Origin of the sequence: Mesorhizobium sp. B4-1-1 (assembly GCF_006439375.1) — a bacterium.
Taxonomy (GTDB): domain Bacteria; phylum Pseudomonadota; class Alphaproteobacteria; order Rhizobiales; family Rhizobiaceae; genus Mesorhizobium.
On the sequence record NZ_VFTH01000001.1, the window covers coordinates 561,033 to 578,158 of the forward strand.

Sequence of the window (17,126 nt, forward strand, 5' to 3'; positions counted from 1 at the left end):
CCTCCTCAGTGCTTCGTCGCGCGGATGGTTGCCCACACCGTCGCGGGCGACGCCGGCATGGCGATATCGACGACGCCGAGCGCGTCGGTGATGGCGTTGATGACCGCCGGCGGCGAACCGATGGCCCCGGCCTCGCCGCAGCCCTTGACGCCGAGCGGATTGCCAGGGCATGGCGTGTTCGAGGTCGAGACCTTGAAGGACGGCAGGTCGCCCGCGCGCGGCATGGTGTAATCCATGTAGCTTGCCGTCAGAAGCTGGCCGCTTGAGTCGTAATGCGTGCCTTCCAGCAACGCCTGGCCCACGCCCTGGGCGATGCCGCCATGCACCTGCCCCTCGACGATCATCGGATTGATGATGTTGCCGAAATCGTCCGCCGCGACGAACTGGATGATTTCCGTCACGCCGGTTTCCGGATCGATCTCGACCTCGCAGATGTAGCAGCCGGCCGGGAAGGTGAAGTTGGACGGATCGTAGAAGGCCGTTTCCTTCAGCCCGGGCTCCATGCCCGCCGGCAGGTTGTGGGCGGTGTAGGAGGCAAGCGCCACCTGGAACCAGGGCAGGCTCTTGTCGGTGCCCGCGACCTTGACCTCGCCATTCTCGATGACGATGTCGCCCTCGTCCGCTTCGAGAAGGTGCGCGGCGATCTTCTTGGCCTTGGCCTCGACCTTCTCGAGGGCCTTGACGATGGCCGACATGCCGACGGCGCCGGATCGCGAACCATAGGTGCCCATGCCCATCTGCACCTTGTCGGTGTCGCCATGCACGATCGAGACGGAGTCGATCGGCACGCCGAAGCGCTCGGTGACCAGTTGCGCGAAGGTCGTCTCATGGCCCTGGCCATGGCTGTGCGAGCCGGTCAGCACCTCGATCGTGCCGACGGCATTGACGCGCACCTCCGCCGATTCCCAGAGGCCGACGCCGGCGCCGAGCGAGCCGACCGCCGACGACGGCGCCAAGCCGCAGGCCTCGATGTAGCAGCTCATGCCGATGCCGCGCAGCTTGCCCTGCTTGGCGGCGTCGGCGCGGCGCTTGGTGAAGCCGGCATAGTCGGCGGCTTTCATCGCCGCATCGAGCGAAGCGTTATAATCGCCCGCGTCATAGGCCATGATCACCGGAGTCTGGTGCGGGAAGGACGTGATGAAGTTGCGGCGTCTGAGTTCCGCCGGCGGCACGCCAAGCTCGCGCGCCGCGGTTTCCATCATCCGCTCGAGCACGTAGGTGGCCTCCGGCCGCCCTGCCCCGCGATAGGCATCGACGGGCGCGGTGTTGGTATAGACGGTGCGCACATTGGCGTGGATCGCCGGGATGTTGTACTGGCCCGACAACAGCGTGGCGTAAAGATAGGTCGGCACGCAGGACGAGAACAGCGACATGTAGGCGCCGAGATTGGCTATCGTGTCGACCTTCAGACCGGTGATGCGGTTGTCCTTGTCGAAGGCCATCTCCACCGTCGAGACATGGTCGCGGCCATGCGCGTCGGAAAGGAAGCTTTCGGTGCGGTCGGCGACCCATTTGACGGGAACGCCGGTCTTCTTCGATGCCCAGAGGCAGACGATCTCTTCCGGATAGATGTAGATCTTGGAGCCGAAGCCGCCGCCGACATCCGGCGCGATGACCCTGAGCTTGTTCTCCGGGGCGACGTTGTAGAAGGCGCTCATCACCAGCCGCGCGACATGCGGGTTCTGCGACGTCGTCCAGCAGGTATAGTGATCCTCGGCCTTGTCGTAATGGCCGAGCGCCGCGCGCGGCTCCATGGCGTTGGGCACGAGACGATTGTTGACGATCTTCATGCGCGTGACATGGGCCGCCGACTTGATCGCCGCGTCGGTCGCCTTGGCGTCGCCAAGCTCCCAGTCGAAGATCAGATTGTTGTCGGACTCGGCGTGGATCTGCGGCGCGCCGGCTTGAATGGCCTTCGTCGCGTCGACCACGGCCTTCAGTTCCTTGTAGGTGATCTCGACCGCTTCCGCCGCGTCGCGCGCCTGGCCCTTGGTGTCGGCGACGACGATGACCACGGCATCTCCGACATAGCGCACCTTGTCGACGGCTAAAGGCGACCATGCGCCCATCTTCATCGGCGTGCCGTCCTTGGAATGGATCATCCAGCCGCAGATCAGATTGCCGATCCCGTCGGCCTTGAGCTCCTTGCCGGTGAGCACGCCGACGACGCCGGGCATCGCTTGCGCCTTTTTCACATCGATCTTCTTGATCTGCGCATGCGCGTGCGGACTGCGCACGAACACGGCATGTTTCATGCCGGGAACCACCATGTCGTCGACATAGCGGCCGCCGCCGGTAATGAACCTCTTGTCTTCCTTGCGCGCCACGCGGGCGCCGACGCCTTCGATACCCATTTGCGGAAATTCCTCCGGAATTAAGGGAATAGGCAGTAGGGGTTAGGCAGTAGTGAGGGGCTCCCGGTCGTATCGCCGTTTGCCTTATTCCCTATTGCCTACTGCCTACTCCCTAAGCTGCCTGTTTCGCCCTGCCCTTGGCGCCCTTCGCCATGGTCTCCGACGCGGCGAGGATCGCCTTGACGATGTTGTGGTAGCCCGTGCAGCGGCAGATATTGCCTTCGAGCTCGGCGCGCACCGTCGCCTCGTCAAGGCCCTCGGGATGGCGCGCGATCAGGTCGGTCGCCGTCATGATCATGCCCGGCGTGCAGAAGCCGCATTGCAGCCCGTGATGCTCCTTGAACGCGGCCTGCACCGGATGCAGCTCGGCGCCGTCGGCGAGCCCCTCGATGGTGACGATGGTCGATCCGGACGCCTGCACTGCAAGCATGGAACAGGATTTCACCGCCCTGCCGTCGACATGCACGACGCAGGCGCCGCACTGCGAGGTATCGCAGCCGACATGCGTGCCGGTGAGGCCGAGATGTTCCCTGAGGAAATGCACCAGAAGCGTTCGGTCCTCGGCGTTCCCGCTGACCCGCCTCCCGTTCACAGTCAACGACACGTCCGACATGCTACCTCCCTGGGTATCAACCTTGGTCATTGCCGAATGCCGCGCTTGTGCTTCGGCAGTGCGTTATTCGGGTAGCGTACAACGGGCAAAACAGTGCTGCCAGCGCCGGTTCCATTGTACTTTCGATCATGGCAAAGGCTATGTGCAGCGCAGCAACCGGCCCCATTGCCAAAACCGGGATTGAAGGCAAAGATGCCTTCGACGCGAAGCGTGCCTGACACGCACAAGAAAAAGACACGCACAAAACAGCGTTGGAGGAAATTGCGGAGGACGGCAGCTGGCCAGTTCGAGCACACGCTATGCATCGGGCCTTTCGGCGCTCACCACGGATGAGCCCGACCCGAATGCCTTTGCACGAGCCATCGCGGCCGAAGCGGCAGCCGTCGACGCCGGCTTTGCGCTTCTGTTCTTCTCCCAAAGCCTGGTCGACGCGGCGGCTCTTGCGCAAGCGCTGAAGGTCCATGCGCCGTCGCTCGCCTATGCCGGCTGCTCGACCGCCGGCGAAATCACGCCGCAGGGACTGGAGGAAGGGCATGCCCTTGCCCTGCTTTTGCCGTCGGCGTCGTTTTCGACCGTCAGCACCATGGTCGAAAACCTTTCCTCCTCCGGCATGGACGGGATCACCGGCGAGGTCGTGGAACTGCGGCGCCTGCTGCGCTGCCGCGCCGGTCAGGAACGGGCGAAGAGCTTCTTTGCCCTCTGCTTCATCGACGGGCTTTCCTATGCCGAGGAAGCGGTGACCTCGGCCATCCACTGGGGGCTTGACGACATCCCGCTGATCGGCGGCTCGGCGGGCGACGACCTGAAATTCGAGACGACCAGCCTGATCTCGAACGGCAAGGTCACTTCCGACAGCGCCATCATCGTGCTGGTCGCGACCGAGATCCCTTTCCACGTCTTCAAGACCGACAATTTCATTCCGACCGACGAGAAGCTGGTGGTGACGGCGTCCGACCCCGATCATCGCATCGTGCGCGAATTCAACGCCACCAACGCGGCGGAAGAATATGCCGCCTCCGTCGGCATCGTGCCGCAGACGCTGACGCCGCTGAGCTTCGCCTCGCACCCGGTCGTGGTGAAGGTCGGCGGCGAATATTACTGCCGCTCCATCCAGCGCATGCATGTCGACGGCTCGCTGTCGTTCTTCTGCGCCATCGACGACGGCGTCGTTCTGTCCATAGCCCAGCCGAAGAACATGGTGGAAGCGACGCGCGCCGCGTTGCAGGACGCCGAACGCAAGCTCGGCGGCATCGACATGATCTTGGGCTTCGACTGCGTGCTGCGCCGGCTCGATGCGCGCAACCGCCAGGTCTACCGTGACATTTCGGAGCTCTACCGGGCCAACAAGGTCGTCGGCTTCGGCACCTATGGCGAGCAGTACCGCTCGATGCACCTCAACCAGACCTTTACCGGCATCGCCTTCGGCGAGCGCCGGGCAGCCGAGTAGCGAGATGCCGCTTCGCGACATCAACGACCTCGAACGGCTGAAGAAGATCAACGCGGCCCTTGTCAGCCGCGTCGAGCGTTCGATGGACCAGCAAGGCAATGCCTTCTCGCTGTTCCAGACCGCCATCTCGCTGGAAAACCGGGTGCGCAACCGCACCGAGGAACTGCACGCGACGCTGCGCCGGCTCGAACAGTCGAACATCGACCTCAGCGAGGCGAAGGAGAGCGCCGAACTGGCGAACCTCTCCAAGACCAGGTTCCTCGCCGCCGCCAGCCACGACGTGCTGCAGCCGCTGAACGCCGCGCATCTTTCGGTCTCGGCGTTGGCCGAGGTCCAGACCAGCGACGAAGGCAGGAAGCTGGTGCGCCAGGTCGAGCGCTCGCTGGAGACGATGGAAGACCTGTTGCGCACGCTGCTCGACATCTCCAAGCTCGACGCCGGCGTAGTGCAGCCCGAAATAGGCGATGTCGGCCTGGAGGCGCTGTTTTCCTCGCTACGCTCGGACTTCCTTCCCGAAGCGGAAAAGAAAGGCCTGTCGCTGAAATTCCGGCCGGTCAACGTCGTCGTGCGCTCCGACCGCACACTGCTTAGACGTATCCTGCAGAACATCCTTTCCAACGCGCTCCGTTATACCCGCTCCGGCGGCGTGCTGGTCGGCACCAGGCATCGCGGCGACACCATCCGCATCGACGTCGCCGATACCGGCTGCGGCATTGCCGAGGACCAGCGCGAGGCGGTCTTCGAGGAATTCCACCGCGGCACCGCGACGCTTGCCGATGCCGGACTTGCCGGCGGCCTTGGCCTCGGCCTTGCCATCGTGCGCCGCATGGCGGCTGCGCTCGGCCACCCGGTAACCTTTTCCTCGAAGGTGGGACGCGGCACCATCTTCCACATCGACGTACCGATCGGCATGGCGCCGGCCGAACCGGCGACGGCCAGCGCCGACATGGATCGCCCCCGCGGCTACGGCCTGTTCGGCACCAAGGTGCTGCTTGTCGAGAACGACGCCGATGTGCTCGCCGCCATGACCTCGCTGCTCGAGCGCTGGCAGTGCCAGGTACGTGCCGCCACCTCGACCGACGACGCGCTCGACCTGCTCGGCGACACCGCCTGGGTGCCCGACATAGTCATCGCCGACCAGCATCTCGACGGCGGCGACCTCGGCACCGCGACGATCGCCGAGGTGCGCGACTATCTCGGCCGCCCCGTACCGGCGCTGATCGTCACCGCCGACGGCTCGGAGTTCGTCGCCAAGGCCGCCCGCGCCGCCGGCATAGAGCTGATGCGCAAACCGCTGAAGCCGGCGCAATTGCGCGCGCTGCTGGCGCATTTGTTGGCTTAGAAATGCCGCCCTCAAAACCCGGCCTGGTCGCGAAACAGCTCCGCATTGTCGAGCTTCGACACCTCGATCACCGCTTGCGTGCGGCTGTAGACGTTGAGCTTGCGCAAAATCTCCGAGACATGCGCCTTCACCGTGGTCTCGCCCACCTGCAGCTCGTAGGCGATCTGCTTGTTGAGCATGCCCTGGCGCAGCATCTGCAGCACCCTGAGCTGCTGAGGCGTCAGCCTGGCCAGGCGCTGCACCATGTCGGCGCGGTCGGTGCTGTCGGGATCGGGCGGCTGGCCCTCGTAATTTTCCGGCACATAGACCGCGCCATCCATCACCGAGCGGATGGCGGCGGCGAGATCGCTCTTGCGGGCCGATTTCGGGATGAAGCCGGCGGCGCCGTAGGACAGCGCCTCGGAGATGATCTTCGGCTCCTCATAGCCCGACACGATCACAACCGGCAGCCGCGGATAACGGGTCCTCAGCTGCAGCAGGCCCTCGAAGCCATGCACGTCGGGCATGCTCAGATCGAGCAGCGCGAGGTCGAACGGCTTGGCGTCGGCAAGAAGCTCGATCGCTTCCGCGATCGAGCGCGCCTCGACCGTGTCGACGTCCGGATAGGCCATCTGCACCGCGCTGTGCAGCGCCTCGCGAAACAGCGGGTGGTCGTCGATGATCAGGAAGCGGGCGCGATCGCTGACGGAGGTCATTGCACGGGTTCAGGCTTCGGTTCGGTTTCAGCCGGCACAGGATAGTCCCGTGATCATGGCCAGATTATTGGCAAATAGTACACGCCCAATGGTACGGCGCATTGTCACTGAAACGACAGGCCGATGTGCAGGGACGCCCGAGACTTGCCCGCCCGGCAAAATCGGCCGAAGGTGCTAACGATTCATGCCAGCACAGAGAAAAATCATGCCAGAATTCGTCCTTCCGCCACCGGCGATTGCTTCGGTTGCCGTCGCAGGCTCGGCGGAGCGGTTTGCCGTGCGCCGCATCTTCTGCGTCGGCCGCAATTACGCCGCGCATGCGCGCGAGCTCGGCAATGACGAGCGCGATCCGCCCTTCTTCTTCACCAAGCCCGCCGACGCGGTGGTCGACAGCGGCGCCGAGATCCCCTACCCGCCGCTGACCTCGAACCTGCACCACGAGATCGAATTGGTAGTCGCCATCGGCAAGGCCGGCTTCCGCATTCCGCGCGCCGATGCGCTCGCCCATGTCTGGGGCTATGGCGTCGGCGTCGACCTCACCCGCCGCGACCTGCAGGATCAGGCAAAGAAGGCGGCGCGTCCCTGGGATTGGTCGAAGGCGTTCGACCAGTCGGCGCCTTGCGGCCCGCTGGTTCCGGCCGCGAAATCAGGACATCTGGAAAAAGGCCGCATCTGGCTTGCCGTCAACGGCGCGGTGAAACAGGACGGCGACCTTGCCGAGCTGATCTGGCCGATCGCCGATATGGTCTCGATTTGCAGCGAAGCGGTCGAGCTTCGGCCCGGCGACCTGATCTTCACCGGCACGCCGGCCGGCGTCGGAGCGGTCCAGGCCGGCGACAGGATCACCGGCGGCGTCGACGGCATCGGCGAGATCACGGTGACCATCGGGCAGCCGAGGCGATGAGCGACCTCGTCCTTCACAACTACTACCGCTCCTCCACCTCCTACCGGGTGCGGATTGCGCTGGAGATGAAGGGACTGGACTACACCTATGTGCCGCACCACCTGCGCCACGGCGAACATCTCGAGCCCGCTTATCTCGCTGTGAACCCGCAAGGACTGGTGCCGGCGCTGGTGCTCGACGGCGGCAAGCTTTTGACCCAGTCGCTGGCGATCATCGAATATCTCGACGAGATCCGGCCCGAACCGCCGCTGCTGCCGAAGGATGCGCTGGGCCGGGCGCGGGTGCGGATGCTGGCGCAGATGATCGCCTGCGACATCCATCCCGTGAACAATCTGCGCGTGCTGACCTCGCTGCGCACCTTGTTCGGCGCCGGCGACGAGGACGTCGTCAACTGGTTCCGGCATTGGGTGAATGAAGGTTTCCAGCCGCTTGAGAAGATTCTGGCTTCGTCGCCCGAGACCGGCGCGTTCTGCCATGGCGACACGCCGGGCCTGGCCGACATCTGCCTCGCCGCCCAGGTGACCAACAATGCACGTTTCGGCGTCGACATGGCGCCCTATCCGGTGATCGCGCGCATCAACGCCGCCTGCATGGCGCTGCCGGCGTTCCAGAAGGCTGCGCCGCAGAATCAGATCGATGCCGAGTAGGGAAGCCAAAGACGCCGAGGAGGCCAAGGCACTCGCCGACATCGAAGAGTACGGCTGCCACATTCTCTATGTGCTGGAGGAGGACGAGCATCCGCCATTCGCATACTCGGTCGGGATAGAGCACAATTTTGGCGTCCCTGAATTGGTCGTTATCGGGCACAAGCCGGACCTTTCGCTAACCATCATCAACGAGTACTGCAGACGCGTGCGCGGCGGCGAGAGGTTCAGCGTCGGTGCGCGGGCGTCGGGTTTCCTGGGAGGAGGCTTCGATTGTCAGTTCGGTGCGGTCCATCCCGATCACTACCCGGAATATTTCGGTTGGGACATATGGTTCTACGACGGGCCGGATTTCCGGATCGTGCAGCTTATCTTTCCGACAACTTCCGGGATTTGGCCGTGGGATGTCGAGGCTGATGAATGGTTTCGCGAACGGCAGCCGCTGCTCGATACTCCGCCGCCATAACTAGCGCCCTACCCTCACCGTCGCGGCCCAGAACGCCAGCGCCGACTTCCGCCAGCAACCGGAGTAACTGATCAGTCCGCCAGTCGCGGCCCTGGCAGAATCGATTTCCGGCCGACCAGCGGTGGAATCGGCTATCGTCAACTCAAAACGCACCAACGGTGGGAGTTGCCGATGAAAGCCGTCGTCTTCGAGAAATTCGGCGAGGCGCCGACGATCCAGACCGTGCCCGATCCGAAGCCGGCCGCGGACGGGGTGGTCATCAAGGTCGAGGCGACCGGTCTTTGCCGCAGCGACTGGCATGGCTGGATGGGCCATGACGACGGCATCACGCTGCCGCATGTTCCCGGACACGAGTTGGCGGGCGTCGTCGTCGCCGCCGGCAAGCAGGTCAGCCGCTGGAAGGCCGGCGACCGTGTCACGGTCCCCTTCGCGGTCGGCTGCGGCCGCTGTTTCGAATGCACGTCGGGCAACCATCAGGTCTGCGAGCATCAATCCCAGCCGGGCTTCAACGCCTGGGGCTCGTTCGCCGAATATGTCGGCATCGAGCACGCCGACACCAATCTCGTGCGCCTGCCGGAAGAGATGGAATTCGCTACCGCCGCCAGCCTCGGCTGCCGCTTCGTCACTTCGTTCCGGGCCATCGTCGACCAGGGCCGGGTTACGCCCGGCGAATGGGTGGCGGTGCATGGCTGCGGCGGCGTCGGCCTGTCGGCGATCATGATCGCCAGCGCCATGGGCGCCAATGTGATCGCCATCGACCTCACCGACGAGAAACTGGAATTTGCGGAGAAGATCGGCGCGGTGGCGACGATCAACGCCGCGACGACGCCGAACGTGGTCAAGGCGGTCAAGCAGATCACCAATGGCGGCGCGCATATGTCGATGGACGCGCTGGGACACCCGACCACGTCCTTCAACTCGATCGCCAATCTGCGCCGGCGCGGCCGCCACGTTCAGGTCGGCCTGATGCTAGGCGAGCACGCCCGGCCGCAGGTGCCGATGGACAAGGTGATCGCCTTCGAGCTCGAAATCCTCGGCAGCCACGGCATGCAGGCCTATCGCTACTCCGCGATGATGGAGATGATCCGCACCGGCAAGCTGAAACCCGAACTGCTGGTCGGCAAGAAGATCAGCCTCGAGGAAGCGCCCGCGGCCCTGATGGCGATGGGCGGTTTCGAGGGCATCGGCATCGGGGTGGTGACGAAGTTCTGAGCAATTCCAGGAAAAGTAGGAAACGGTTTTCCGTCCGGAATTGCGTCAAAACAAATCACTAGGCGCCTACCGCGCGAACTTCTTCGCGCCGAACACACAGGCCACAACGCCGAGCGTGACGACCACCATCATCGGGCTGACCTTCTCGTGCAGCAGGCTCGCCGCCAGCGCCAGGCCGAAGAAGGGCTGCAGCAATTGCAGCTGTCCGACTGCGGCGATGCCGCCTTGCGCGAGGCCGCGATACCAGAACACGAAGCCGATCAGCATGCTGAACAGCGAGACATAGGCGAGGCCGATCCAGGCGCCGGAGCCGATGCCGGCGAAGGACGGCGGCAGCGTCAAAAAGCTCAGCGCCAGCATGACCGGCAGCGACAGCGCCAGCGCCCAGCATATCACCTGCCAGCCGCCGAGCTTGCGCGACAGCTTGGCCCCTTCGGCGTAGCCCAGCCCGCAGACGATGATGGCGCCGAGCATCAGGCCGTCGCCGACCGGCGAGGCAGTCAAGCCTTGCGACAGGGCAAAGCTCGCGACCAAAGCGCTGCCTAGGCACGAGAACAGCCAGAAGGCCGGGCGCGGACGGTCGCCTCCGCGAAGCACGCCGAAGATCGCGGTCGCCAGCGGCAGCAGGCCGACAAAGATGATCGAATGCGCCGAGGTGACATGCTTCAGCGCCAGCGCCGTCAGCAACGGGAAGCCGACCACGACGCCCAGCGCGACGACGACGAGCGAGATCAGGTCGCTGCGCTCCGGACGTCTCTCGCGGAACAGCAGCAGCATCGCAATCCCGAGCAGACCAGCGATTGCCGCCCTGGCCGCCGTCAGGAAGGTCGGGTCGAAATCCATCACCGCCACCCGCGTCGCCGGCAGCGACCCGCTGAAGATCAGCACCCCGATGAAGCCGCTGAGCCAGCCGTCAAAACTCTTGTCCATCATCTGCTCCGTTTGCGCTTCCGTACGAGGCAGGTCATGGCATTACCAGAGACAATGGGGTACAATTCCACGAAACTGTAATGGTAGTTCGGGCAGTACGGATGACAGATCTCGCTCTTGAAAATGACGGCTCGCGCACGCGCGTCGAAAGCGTGATGGCGACGATCCGCCATCGCATCGCGGCACGCACGCTGACGCCCGGCGCGCGCCTGCCGTCGATCCGGGCTCTCGCCAAATCCTTGCAAGTGTCGAAATCAACGGTGGTCGAAGCCTATGAGCGGCTTGCGGCGGAAGGCGCGATCCGTTCGCGGCCGGGCTCGGGTTTCTACGCCGCCGGCCAGCTCGCGCCGCTGTCGCTTGCTGAGATCGGTCCCAAGCTCGACCGGACCGTCGATCCGCTCTGGGTGTCGAGGCAATCGCTGGAAGCGGGCGAGGAGATGCTGAAGCCCGGCTGCGGCTGGCTGCCCGCGTCCTGGATGCCGCAGGCCGCCTTGCGCCGGGCACTGAGGACCGCGGCCCGTGCGGACGACGTGGCGCTTGCGGACTACGGCACCCCGCTTGGCCTGCCGCCGCTTCGCCAGTTGCTGGCGCGGCGCATGGCCGAGCACGGCGTCGAAGCCTCGCCCGACCAGATCATGCTGACCGATTGCGGCACCCAGTCGATCGACCTTCTGTGCCGTTTCCTGCTCGAGCCCGGCGACGCGGTGCTGGTCGACGACCCCTGCTATTTCAACTTCCACGCCCTGTTGCGCGCCCATCAGGCCAAGGTGATCGGCGTGCCGTACACACCTTCGGGGCCGGATATCGAGCACTTCGCCGAAGCACTGACTGAGCACCGGCCGCGCCTCTACATCACCAATTCCGGCATCCACAATCCGACCGGCGCGATCCTGTCGCCGGTCGCCGCGCATCGGCTCCTGAAACTCGCCGACCAGGCGGACCTCACCATCGTCGAGGACGATATCTTCGCCGACTTCGAGCACAGTCCCGCGCCAAGGCTTGCTGCCTTCGACGGGCTGCAGCGCGTCGTCCAGATCGGCTCCTTTTCCAAGACGTTGTCGGCTTCCGTGCGCTGCGGTTTCATCGCCGCGCCCCGCGACTGGATGGAGGGCCTCACCGATCTCAAGATCGCCACGACATTCGGCGGCACCCGGCTGTCCTCGGAACTGGTGCTGAGCCTGTTGAAGGACGGCAGCTACCGCAAACATGTCGAGCAGTTGCGCACCCGCCTGTCGCGCGCCATGGCCGAGACGGCCGGCAGGCTGAAGGCGATGGGCATCACGCCCTGGATCGACCAGCCTGCCGGCATGTTCCTCTGGTGCCGGCTGCCCGACGGCATCGACGCCGCCGACGTTGCCCGCCATGCGCTTTCGGACAATGTCGTGCTGGCGCCCGGCAACGCCTTCAGCCTGTCGCACACCGCCGGCCGCTTCATGCGCTTCAACGTGGCCCAGTGCGGGGATGAGCGGATTTTCACCGCCCTGGAAAGAGCGGTCGCCGCATCCCGCCGCAAGGCGGCATAAGCGCGACGTCGGTTGCCCGAGCGGTCTTCGGCTGGTAGTGAAACCGCGAGCACGCATGCCAGCCGGCATGCGCATCGTCACCGGGACCGATGGCCATGGGATCCAGCAAGTCAGCAGACAAGTAAGCCGCAACAGCGCTTCGTTGTTGCGGCAGTCTGTCCCGTCCGTGAGCAATTCCAGGAAAAGTGTAAAGTGGTTGGGCTCGGTCCTTCGCCTTCCGTCCGGAATTGCTTCAGAAAAGACTCAGGCAGATCGCCGCCGAATGTCACCATTTGAGCGGAACTCTCCTCATGTCTTCTCCGAACCAGCCGACATGGACCTTGTCCATGCCAGCAGCCTTGCTGCTTTTGTCTCCCTTCGACGTCCTGGCCTCCCTCGCCATGGATATCTACTTGCCCGTAGTGCCGATCATGCCGGGCGCGCTCGGCACCTCGACGGCCGTGGTGCAGCTGACGCTCAGCCTCTACATGATCTGTCTGGGGCTCGGCCAACTTGCTTTCGGACCGATCTCCGACAGGATCGGTCGGCGCCCGGTGCTGATCGGCGGCGCCCTGTCGTTCGCGGCCACCTCCTTCCTGCTCGCCGTCACGTCGCTTGCACCGGTCTTCCTTGCCCTTCGCATCGCGCAGGCACTCGGTGCCTCGGCCATGCTGGTCGCTGTCTTCGCCACTGTCCGCGACGTCTATGCGCAAAGGCCGGAAGGCGCCGTCATCTATGGCACGCTCGGCTCGCTGCTGTCCTTCGTGCCGGCGCTGGGACCGATCGCCGGGGCTTTGATCGCCAATGGTTTCGGCTGGCGGGCGATCTTCGTCGCCCTCGGCATTCTTGCCGTCGCCGCCACGCTCAACGCCTGGCCAAGATGGCGCGAAACGCGCCCGCTGACCCATTGCCCTGCCCGGGCTGGTTTCGGGCCGATCCTGCGCAGCTTCGGCTTCTGGACCTACACGCTGGCCTTCGCCACCGCCATGGGCTCGTTCTTCGTGTTCTTTTCGACGGCGCCCAGGGTGCTCATCGGCAAGGCCGGCTTTTCCCAGATCGGCTTCAGCCTGGCCTTCGCCAGCGCGGCACTGGTGATGATCGCCGCCACCCGCTTCGCCAAAAGCTTCGTCGCGCGCTGGGGCATCGAAGGCAGCGTCAGGCGCGGCATGGCGATGCTGCTCCTGGGTGCTGCCCTGCTGGCCATAGGACAGTTGTTCGCCGAGCCATCCTTCGCGAGCTTCGTCATGCCGATGTGGGTCATCGCCATCGGCATTGTGCTGACCGCTTCAGTCACCGCCAACGGCGCCCTGGCGCCGTTCGGCGAAGCAGCAGGGACAGCGGTCGCGCTTTATTTCTGCGCGCAGAGCGTGATCGTCGCGACGGCGGGAACACTGTTCATCTTCTTGTTGGGTGGCGATACGGCATGGCCGCTGGCGGGCTTTGCCGCGAGCTTCGCGCTAGCGACACTGTTTGCATTGGGGCAGTTTAGGCCGAAATTGACCTGAAGGAAGCGATCGGCATCCCAGGGTCTGTCGAGATTCAGGTCAGGCCGAGCCGAGGATGGTGGCTTCCGAGAACCGGCCTACGCCGGCCGAAGTCCTCATAAGTGTCTCCGCTCAATGAAGGCTACGGCCGGCGAAGGCCGGATCGGAGCGTACTTCAAGTACGTGAGCACCTGAGGCGCTGGGCGCCACCGTTCGCAGGCCGACCCCACCTGAATATCGGCAGACCTTAGGCCCGCTTGCGGCGCTCGTACATCATCACCAGCGTTTCGGCCGTCAGCGCCGGCTTCTGCTCGCCTTCGATCTCGACGGTGTTGGCCGCCTTCATCAGATACTGGCCGGGACCGCGGTCCTCCATCGAAAGCAGCGTGGTGCGCAGCCTGATGCGCGCGCCGGCTTTGACCGGCGCCAGGAAGCGCACCTTGTCGAAGCCGTAGTTGAAGGCGGCCTGGGTGTTCTCCGGCACGATGCCCATCTCCAGCGCCAGCGCGCCGATGATCGACAAAGTCAGGTAACCATGCGCGATCGTGGTGCGGAACGGGCTCTGCCGTTTCGCCCTTTCGGGGTCGACATGGATCCACTGATGGTCGCCCGTGCATTCGGCGAACTGGTCGATGCGCTGCTGGTCGACCGTCGTCCAGTCGGACACGCCGAGTTCCTGCCCGGACATCGTGCGCAACTGTTCGAAGGTCGGCGGCGTTCTCGGCCGTGCTTCCGTCATTCCGGCTTTCCCATCACACTTGCCTGTCTCCCGACCATGAAGCGGCGGCCTCTGTCAATTCGCCGCCCCGCGATTTTCGCCGGTAGAGTTGATGCTTTTACGGCATGCCGAGAACGCTCGGGCGACTGGACCGGTTGCATCGCATATCGGTCGATGGTGGGTCCGAAACCGCCGGATAGGCTATTTCTTTTCGTAACCGGCGCGGATCTCCGCCATCGCATCCCTGATCCGCTCGCGCAGTATCTCGACCGATTCGGTGCTGGATTTGCGCACAAGGCCAGCCACTTCGCTGGCATTCTTCAGCGTCGTCTCGAACGACCTGCGGGCAAATTCAGCCTGCTTGGTCATGAGGTCCTGCGGATTGCCGGGCGTCTGGTAGTTCTGCGCCATCCGCGTGATCTCGTGCATGGCATTCTGCACCATCTCATGCTGCCTCGCCAGCACCGAGGATGCCCCTGCCGCGCCCGCCCTTGCCGATTTTTCCAGGGCTTCGAGATTCTTGCGATGATGATCCAGGATCGCCTGGACATCGACATTCGGCAGCTTGAGGTCGCGGCCGAACCTGCTGAACATGTCGAGGAACGAGTCGGATTCCGGTTGTTTTGCCATGCTTGCCTCCCGTTTTGCCACGTTTGCGGCGTCCCCGAAGGAGAATAGTGCGCCTTGGGCCAGCGTCAATTGACGAGAAACAGCCGCTCCGCCGTATAGAGCGCCAGCCCGGCAAGCCCGCCGATGATCATGCCGTTGAAACGGATATATTGCAGGTCCTTGCCAATGTTCGTCTCGATCAGCCGTGTCAGTTGCGTCAGGTCCCAGCGCTTGACCTGGTCGGCGATGAATGTCGACACGCCGCTCTTCTGGCTTTCCACGAATGAAGCCAGCGCCACGACAAAGCCCTGGTTCATGTCGGCCCTGATCTGGGCGTCGTCGGCCAGATGCCTGCCGACCTCGACGAACATGTTGGCGAGGTGCGCGCGGATCGTCGAATTCGGCGCATTGATATCCTGCTCGATGAACAGGCGCAGGCTTGTCCACGCATCGCCGGCCAGCGCCTTCACCTCCGGACGGCCGAGAAAATCGCGCTTCAGCTTCTCCGCGCGCCTTGCATATTGCTTCGAGGTCCTGAGCCGCTCGATGAAGCCGAGCGCGAAACGATCGAATTCGGCGCGCATCGGATGATCGGGATCGGCTCGTACCTCATCGAGCAGGGAGCCCGCCGAAGCGACGATCTTCTTCAAGAGATAGGCATCGGCGCGGAACAGGTTGAACAGCGACGGCAACTCCTCGCGGATCTTTTCGCGCATCGTCTCGAGCGCCTGTTCGTCGTTGAGGAAACGCCCGACGACCCGGGTGAACTCGTCGAACAGCTTCTGGTGGCGGCGATCGTCGGTCAGCGCCGACAAAAGATCCGCCGCGAGCGGCGCCAGCGGCACCTTTTCGATCTGCTCCAGCATGCGGCTGGTGACGAAGTCGCGCAGGCCGGATTGCTCTACCGCCGTCAATGTCTGCGGCACCAGCCGCGCGACGAATCGCGACAGGCCGGCTGCGCGCTCGGCATCGGCCAGCCAGTCGGCGACCAGGGCGGCGAAGTCGACCTCGGCGAGCTTTTCGCGCACCGGCTCCGGCGCCAGGAAATTGGCCTCGATGAAGCGGCCGAGATTGTCGGCGATCCGATGCTGGTTTTCCGGAATGATGGCCGTATGCGGGATCGGCAGCCCGAGCGGCCGTCTGAACAGCGCCACCACCGCATACCAGTCGGCGAGCCCGCCGATCGTCGCCGCCTCGGCAAAGGCCGCGACGAAGCCGAGCCACGGATGGCTGCCCTCGAAGGACTTGGCGAGCGCGAAGACGAGGATGCACAGCGTGAGCGCTGCGGCGGCGATGAACTTGGTCCGCCGCAACGCCGATAGCTTCGCCTTGGCATCGGCGTCGAATCGAACCGGCGCGAAAGCCGGAGCTGACTGTGACATGGAAAGGCCGTTTCCTGTTTGCACCCGCATCTATCTAGTGGCTGCGCTGCCAAAACGCTCGCTCGAAGCGCAGGAGCGATATCCGGCGACTATCCGCGCCAGCTTGCACAAAAAGTTGACGCGATTATTCAGCTATGTACCCGGTCCAGTCTGGAATTGTTCCAAACTATGGGCCATATTCGGCTCAAGCTAATATTTCGCGAGGATACCATGCGGCTCACGCGCCAGACCAACTATGCGATGCGCATCCTGATGTATTGCGCCGCAAACACCGACAGGCTGAGCCGCATCCCCGAGATCGCCGCCGCTTATTCGGTGTCGGAACTGTTCCTGTTCAAGATCCTGCAGCCGCTGGTCGAGGCCCGCTTGGTCGAAACCGTGCGTGGCAGGAATGGCGGCGTGCGGCTCGGCCGTCCGGCCGAACAGATCAACCTGTTCGATGTCGTGCGCGTCACCGAAGAGAGCTTCGCCATGGCCGAGTGCTTCGAGAACGACGCCGCCGAATGCCCGCTGGTCGACAGCTGCGCCCTGAATTCGGCACTGCGCGAGGCGCTCAACGCCTTCTTCGCCGTGCTTTCACGCTACACGATCGCAGATCTCGTCGCGGCGCGGCCGAATGTCCGGCATCTGCTCGGCATCGACCTTCTGGAGCGGCGCGCCCCGGCGGCGTGATCGGGCCTTGGCGGCTTGATTCTCGAGGGCTGCCACCCCACGCCTTCCCTGGTGCGACGCCGCCCATGACTTCCCGGGTGGGGCGCCGCCCATGACTTCGTCATTCTAGGGCGGAGCAAGGAGCGAAGCGGCGCAGCGCAGACCCGAGGATC

General features: G+C 64.4%; 17 protein-coding genes. 9 read left to right on the plus strand and 8 right to left on the minus strand.

Annotated features, from left to right (window positions below):
- Positions 1-5: 5 nt before the first annotated feature.
- The 3 genes from FJW10_RS02790 to FJW10_RS30680 form a co-directional block, all read right to left on the minus strand.
- On the minus strand, positions 6-2,354 hold the full coding sequence (locus FJW10_RS02790) for a xanthine dehydrogenase family protein molybdopterin-binding subunit (protein WP_140898178.1): 2,349 nt from the start codon (positions 2,352-2,354) through the stop codon (positions 6-8).
- Positions 2,355-2,466: 112 nt separating this feature from the next.
- Positions 2,467-2,967, minus strand: coding sequence for a (2Fe-2S)-binding protein (locus FJW10_RS02795; RefSeq protein WP_140898180.1), 501 nt, complete (start codon positions 2,965-2,967; stop codon positions 2,467-2,469).
- A gap of 16 nt (positions 2,968-2,983) precedes the next feature.
- Positions 2,984-3,430, minus strand: coding sequence for a hypothetical protein (locus tag FJW10_RS30680; protein ID WP_246674089.1), 447 nt, complete (start codon positions 3,428-3,430; stop codon positions 2,984-2,986).
- Here FJW10_RS30680 and FJW10_RS02800 point away from each other — a divergent pair.
- Complete coding sequence (locus tag FJW10_RS02800; protein WP_246674093.1) at positions 3,419-4,414, plus strand: FIST N-terminal domain-containing protein; 996 nt, start codon at positions 3,419-3,421, stop codon at positions 4,412-4,414. The two genes, FJW10_RS30680 and FJW10_RS02800, sit on opposite strands and share 12 nt — an antisense overlap.
- A gap of 4 nt (positions 4,415-4,418) precedes the next feature.
- On the plus strand, positions 4,419-5,756 hold the full coding sequence (locus FJW10_RS02805; RefSeq protein ID WP_140830814.1) for a hybrid sensor histidine kinase/response regulator: 1,338 nt from the start codon (positions 4,419-4,421) through the stop codon (positions 5,754-5,756).
- Between the two features lie 11 nt (positions 5,757-5,767).
- On the opposite strand, the gene FJW10_RS02810 is transcribed toward FJW10_RS02805, so the two are convergent.
- Positions 5,768-6,451, minus strand: coding sequence for a response regulator transcription factor (locus FJW10_RS02810; protein ID WP_040981753.1), 684 nt, complete (start codon positions 6,449-6,451; stop codon positions 5,768-5,770).
- A gap of 205 nt (positions 6,452-6,656) precedes the next feature.
- Here FJW10_RS02810 and FJW10_RS02815 point away from each other — a divergent pair, with 205 nt between their 5' ends.
- From FJW10_RS02815 to FJW10_RS02830, 4 genes are all read left to right on the plus strand, one after another.
- A complete protein-coding gene (locus FJW10_RS02815) occupies positions 6,657-7,355 on the plus strand; it encodes a fumarylacetoacetate hydrolase family protein (protein ID WP_140898184.1) in 699 nt (232 codons plus the stop codon).
- Positions 7,352-8,002 (plus strand): maleylacetoacetate isomerase, encoded by a 651-nt coding sequence (gene maiA, locus FJW10_RS02820; protein ID WP_140898186.1) that lies wholly within the window; start codon positions 7,352-7,354, stop codon positions 8,000-8,002. The genes FJW10_RS02815 and maiA overlap by 4 nt, the downstream gene beginning before the upstream one ends.
- Entirely contained in the window at positions 7,992-8,465 is a 474-nt protein-coding gene (locus tag FJW10_RS02825; RefSeq protein WP_140898189.1) for a DUF4262 domain-containing protein, read from the plus strand. The genes maiA and FJW10_RS02825 overlap by 11 nt, the downstream gene beginning before the upstream one ends.
- 171 nt (positions 8,466-8,636) lie before the next feature.
- Positions 8,637-9,677 (plus strand): zinc-dependent alcohol dehydrogenase family protein, encoded by a 1,041-nt coding sequence (locus FJW10_RS02830; RefSeq protein ID WP_140898191.1) that lies wholly within the window; start codon positions 8,637-8,639, stop codon positions 9,675-9,677.
- A 66-nt stretch (positions 9,678-9,743) separates the two neighbouring features.
- Here FJW10_RS02830 and FJW10_RS02835 read toward each other — a convergent pair whose 3' ends face one another.
- Positions 9,744-10,607 (minus strand): DMT family transporter, encoded by an 864-nt coding sequence (locus tag FJW10_RS02835; protein WP_140898193.1) that lies wholly within the window; start codon positions 10,605-10,607, stop codon positions 9,744-9,746.
- A gap of 101 nt (positions 10,608-10,708) precedes the next feature.
- Here FJW10_RS02835 and FJW10_RS02840 point away from each other — a divergent pair, with 101 nt between their 5' ends.
- Together FJW10_RS02840 and cml are read left to right on the plus strand one after the other, a co-directional pair.
- Positions 10,709-12,130 carry a PLP-dependent aminotransferase family protein gene (locus FJW10_RS02840; RefSeq protein ID WP_140898195.1) on the plus strand — a complete coding sequence of 474 codons (1,422 nt, stop codon included), beginning with the start codon at positions 10,709-10,711 and terminating at the stop codon, positions 12,128-12,130.
- A 290-nt stretch (positions 12,131-12,420) separates the two neighbouring features.
- Positions 12,421-13,614, plus strand: coding sequence for a CmlA/FloR family chloramphenicol efflux MFS transporter (cml, locus tag FJW10_RS02845; protein ID WP_140898198.1), 1,194 nt, complete (start codon positions 12,421-12,423; stop codon positions 13,612-13,614).
- A gap of 226 nt (positions 13,615-13,840) precedes the next feature.
- Here cml and FJW10_RS02850 read toward each other — a convergent pair whose 3' ends face one another.
- The 3 genes from FJW10_RS02850 to FJW10_RS02860 form a co-directional block, all read right to left on the minus strand.
- Positions 13,841-14,332: a MaoC family dehydratase gene (locus tag FJW10_RS02850; protein WP_140830830.1), complete on the minus strand. Its 492-nt coding sequence runs from the start codon at positions 14,330-14,332 to the stop codon at positions 13,841-13,843.
- A gap of 180 nt (positions 14,333-14,512) precedes the next feature.
- Positions 14,513-14,941 carry a TIGR01841 family phasin gene (gene phaP, locus FJW10_RS02855; RefSeq protein WP_140830831.1) on the minus strand — a complete coding sequence of 143 codons (429 nt, stop codon included), beginning with the start codon at positions 14,939-14,941 and terminating at the stop codon, positions 14,513-14,515.
- Between the two features lie 65 nt (positions 14,942-15,006).
- Positions 15,007-16,302 carry a DUF445 domain-containing protein gene (locus FJW10_RS02860; RefSeq protein WP_140898200.1) on the minus strand — a complete coding sequence of 432 codons (1,296 nt, stop codon included), beginning with the start codon at positions 16,300-16,302 and terminating at the stop codon, positions 15,007-15,009.
- 210 nt (positions 16,303-16,512) lie between these two features.
- On the opposite strand from FJW10_RS02860, the gene rirA reads away from it, so the two are divergent.
- The gene (gene rirA, locus FJW10_RS02865; protein ID WP_140898202.1) at positions 16,513-16,974 is read left to right on the plus strand and encodes an iron-responsive transcriptional regulator RirA; all 462 of its coding nucleotides are present in this window, start codon (positions 16,513-16,515) and stop codon (positions 16,972-16,974) included.
- Positions 16,975-17,126 lie beyond the last annotated feature (152 nt).

Excerpts from the sequence above, each read along its gene's own strand:
- FJW10_RS02790 (WP_140898178.1), bottom strand. The coding sequence starts at position 2,354 with ATGGGTATCGAAGGCGTCGGCGCCCGCGTGGCGCGCAAGGAAGACAAG.
- FJW10_RS02795 (WP_140898180.1), bottom strand. The coding sequence starts at position 2,967 with ATGTCGGACGTGTCGTTGACTGTGAACGGGAGGCGGGTCAGCGGGAAC.
- FJW10_RS30680 (WP_246674089.1), bottom strand. The coding sequence starts at position 3,430 with ATGGACCTTCAGCGCTTGCGCAAGAGCCGCCGCGTCGACCAGGCTTTG.
- FJW10_RS02805 (WP_140830814.1), top strand. The coding sequence starts at position 4,419 with ATGCCGCTTCGCGACATCAACGACCTCGAACGGCTGAAGAAGATCAAC.
- FJW10_RS02810 (WP_040981753.1), bottom strand. The coding sequence starts at position 6,451 with ATGACCTCCGTCAGCGATCGCGCCCGCTTCCTGATCATCGACGACCAC.
- FJW10_RS02815 (WP_140898184.1), top strand. The coding sequence starts at position 6,657 with ATGCCAGAATTCGTCCTTCCGCCACCGGCGATTGCTTCGGTTGCCGTC.
- maiA (WP_140898186.1), top strand. The coding sequence starts at position 7,352 with ATGAGCGACCTCGTCCTTCACAACTACTACCGCTCCTCCACCTCCTAC.
- FJW10_RS02825 (WP_140898189.1), top strand. The coding sequence starts at position 7,992 with ATGCCGAGTAGGGAAGCCAAAGACGCCGAGGAGGCCAAGGCACTCGCC.
- FJW10_RS02830 (WP_140898191.1), top strand. The coding sequence starts at position 8,637 with ATGAAAGCCGTCGTCTTCGAGAAATTCGGCGAGGCGCCGACGATCCAG.
- FJW10_RS02835 (WP_140898193.1), bottom strand. The coding sequence starts at position 10,607 with ATGGACAAGAGTTTTGACGGCTGGCTCAGCGGCTTCATCGGGGTGCTG.
- FJW10_RS02840 (WP_140898195.1), top strand. The coding sequence starts at position 10,709 with ATGACAGATCTCGCTCTTGAAAATGACGGCTCGCGCACGCGCGTCGAA.
- cml (WP_140898198.1), top strand. The coding sequence starts at position 12,421 with ATGTCTTCTCCGAACCAGCCGACATGGACCTTGTCCATGCCAGCAGCC.
- FJW10_RS02850 (WP_140830830.1), bottom strand. The coding sequence starts at position 14,332 with ATGACGGAAGCACGGCCGAGAACGCCGCCGACCTTCGAACAGTTGCGC.
- phaP (WP_140830831.1), bottom strand. The coding sequence starts at position 14,941 with ATGGCAAAACAACCGGAATCCGACTCGTTCCTCGACATGTTCAGCAGG.
- FJW10_RS02860 (WP_140898200.1), bottom strand. The coding sequence starts at position 16,302 with ATGTCACAGTCAGCTCCGGCTTTCGCGCCGGTTCGATTCGACGCCGAT.
- rirA (WP_140898202.1), top strand. The coding sequence starts at position 16,513 with ATGCGGCTCACGCGCCAGACCAACTATGCGATGCGCATCCTGATGTAT.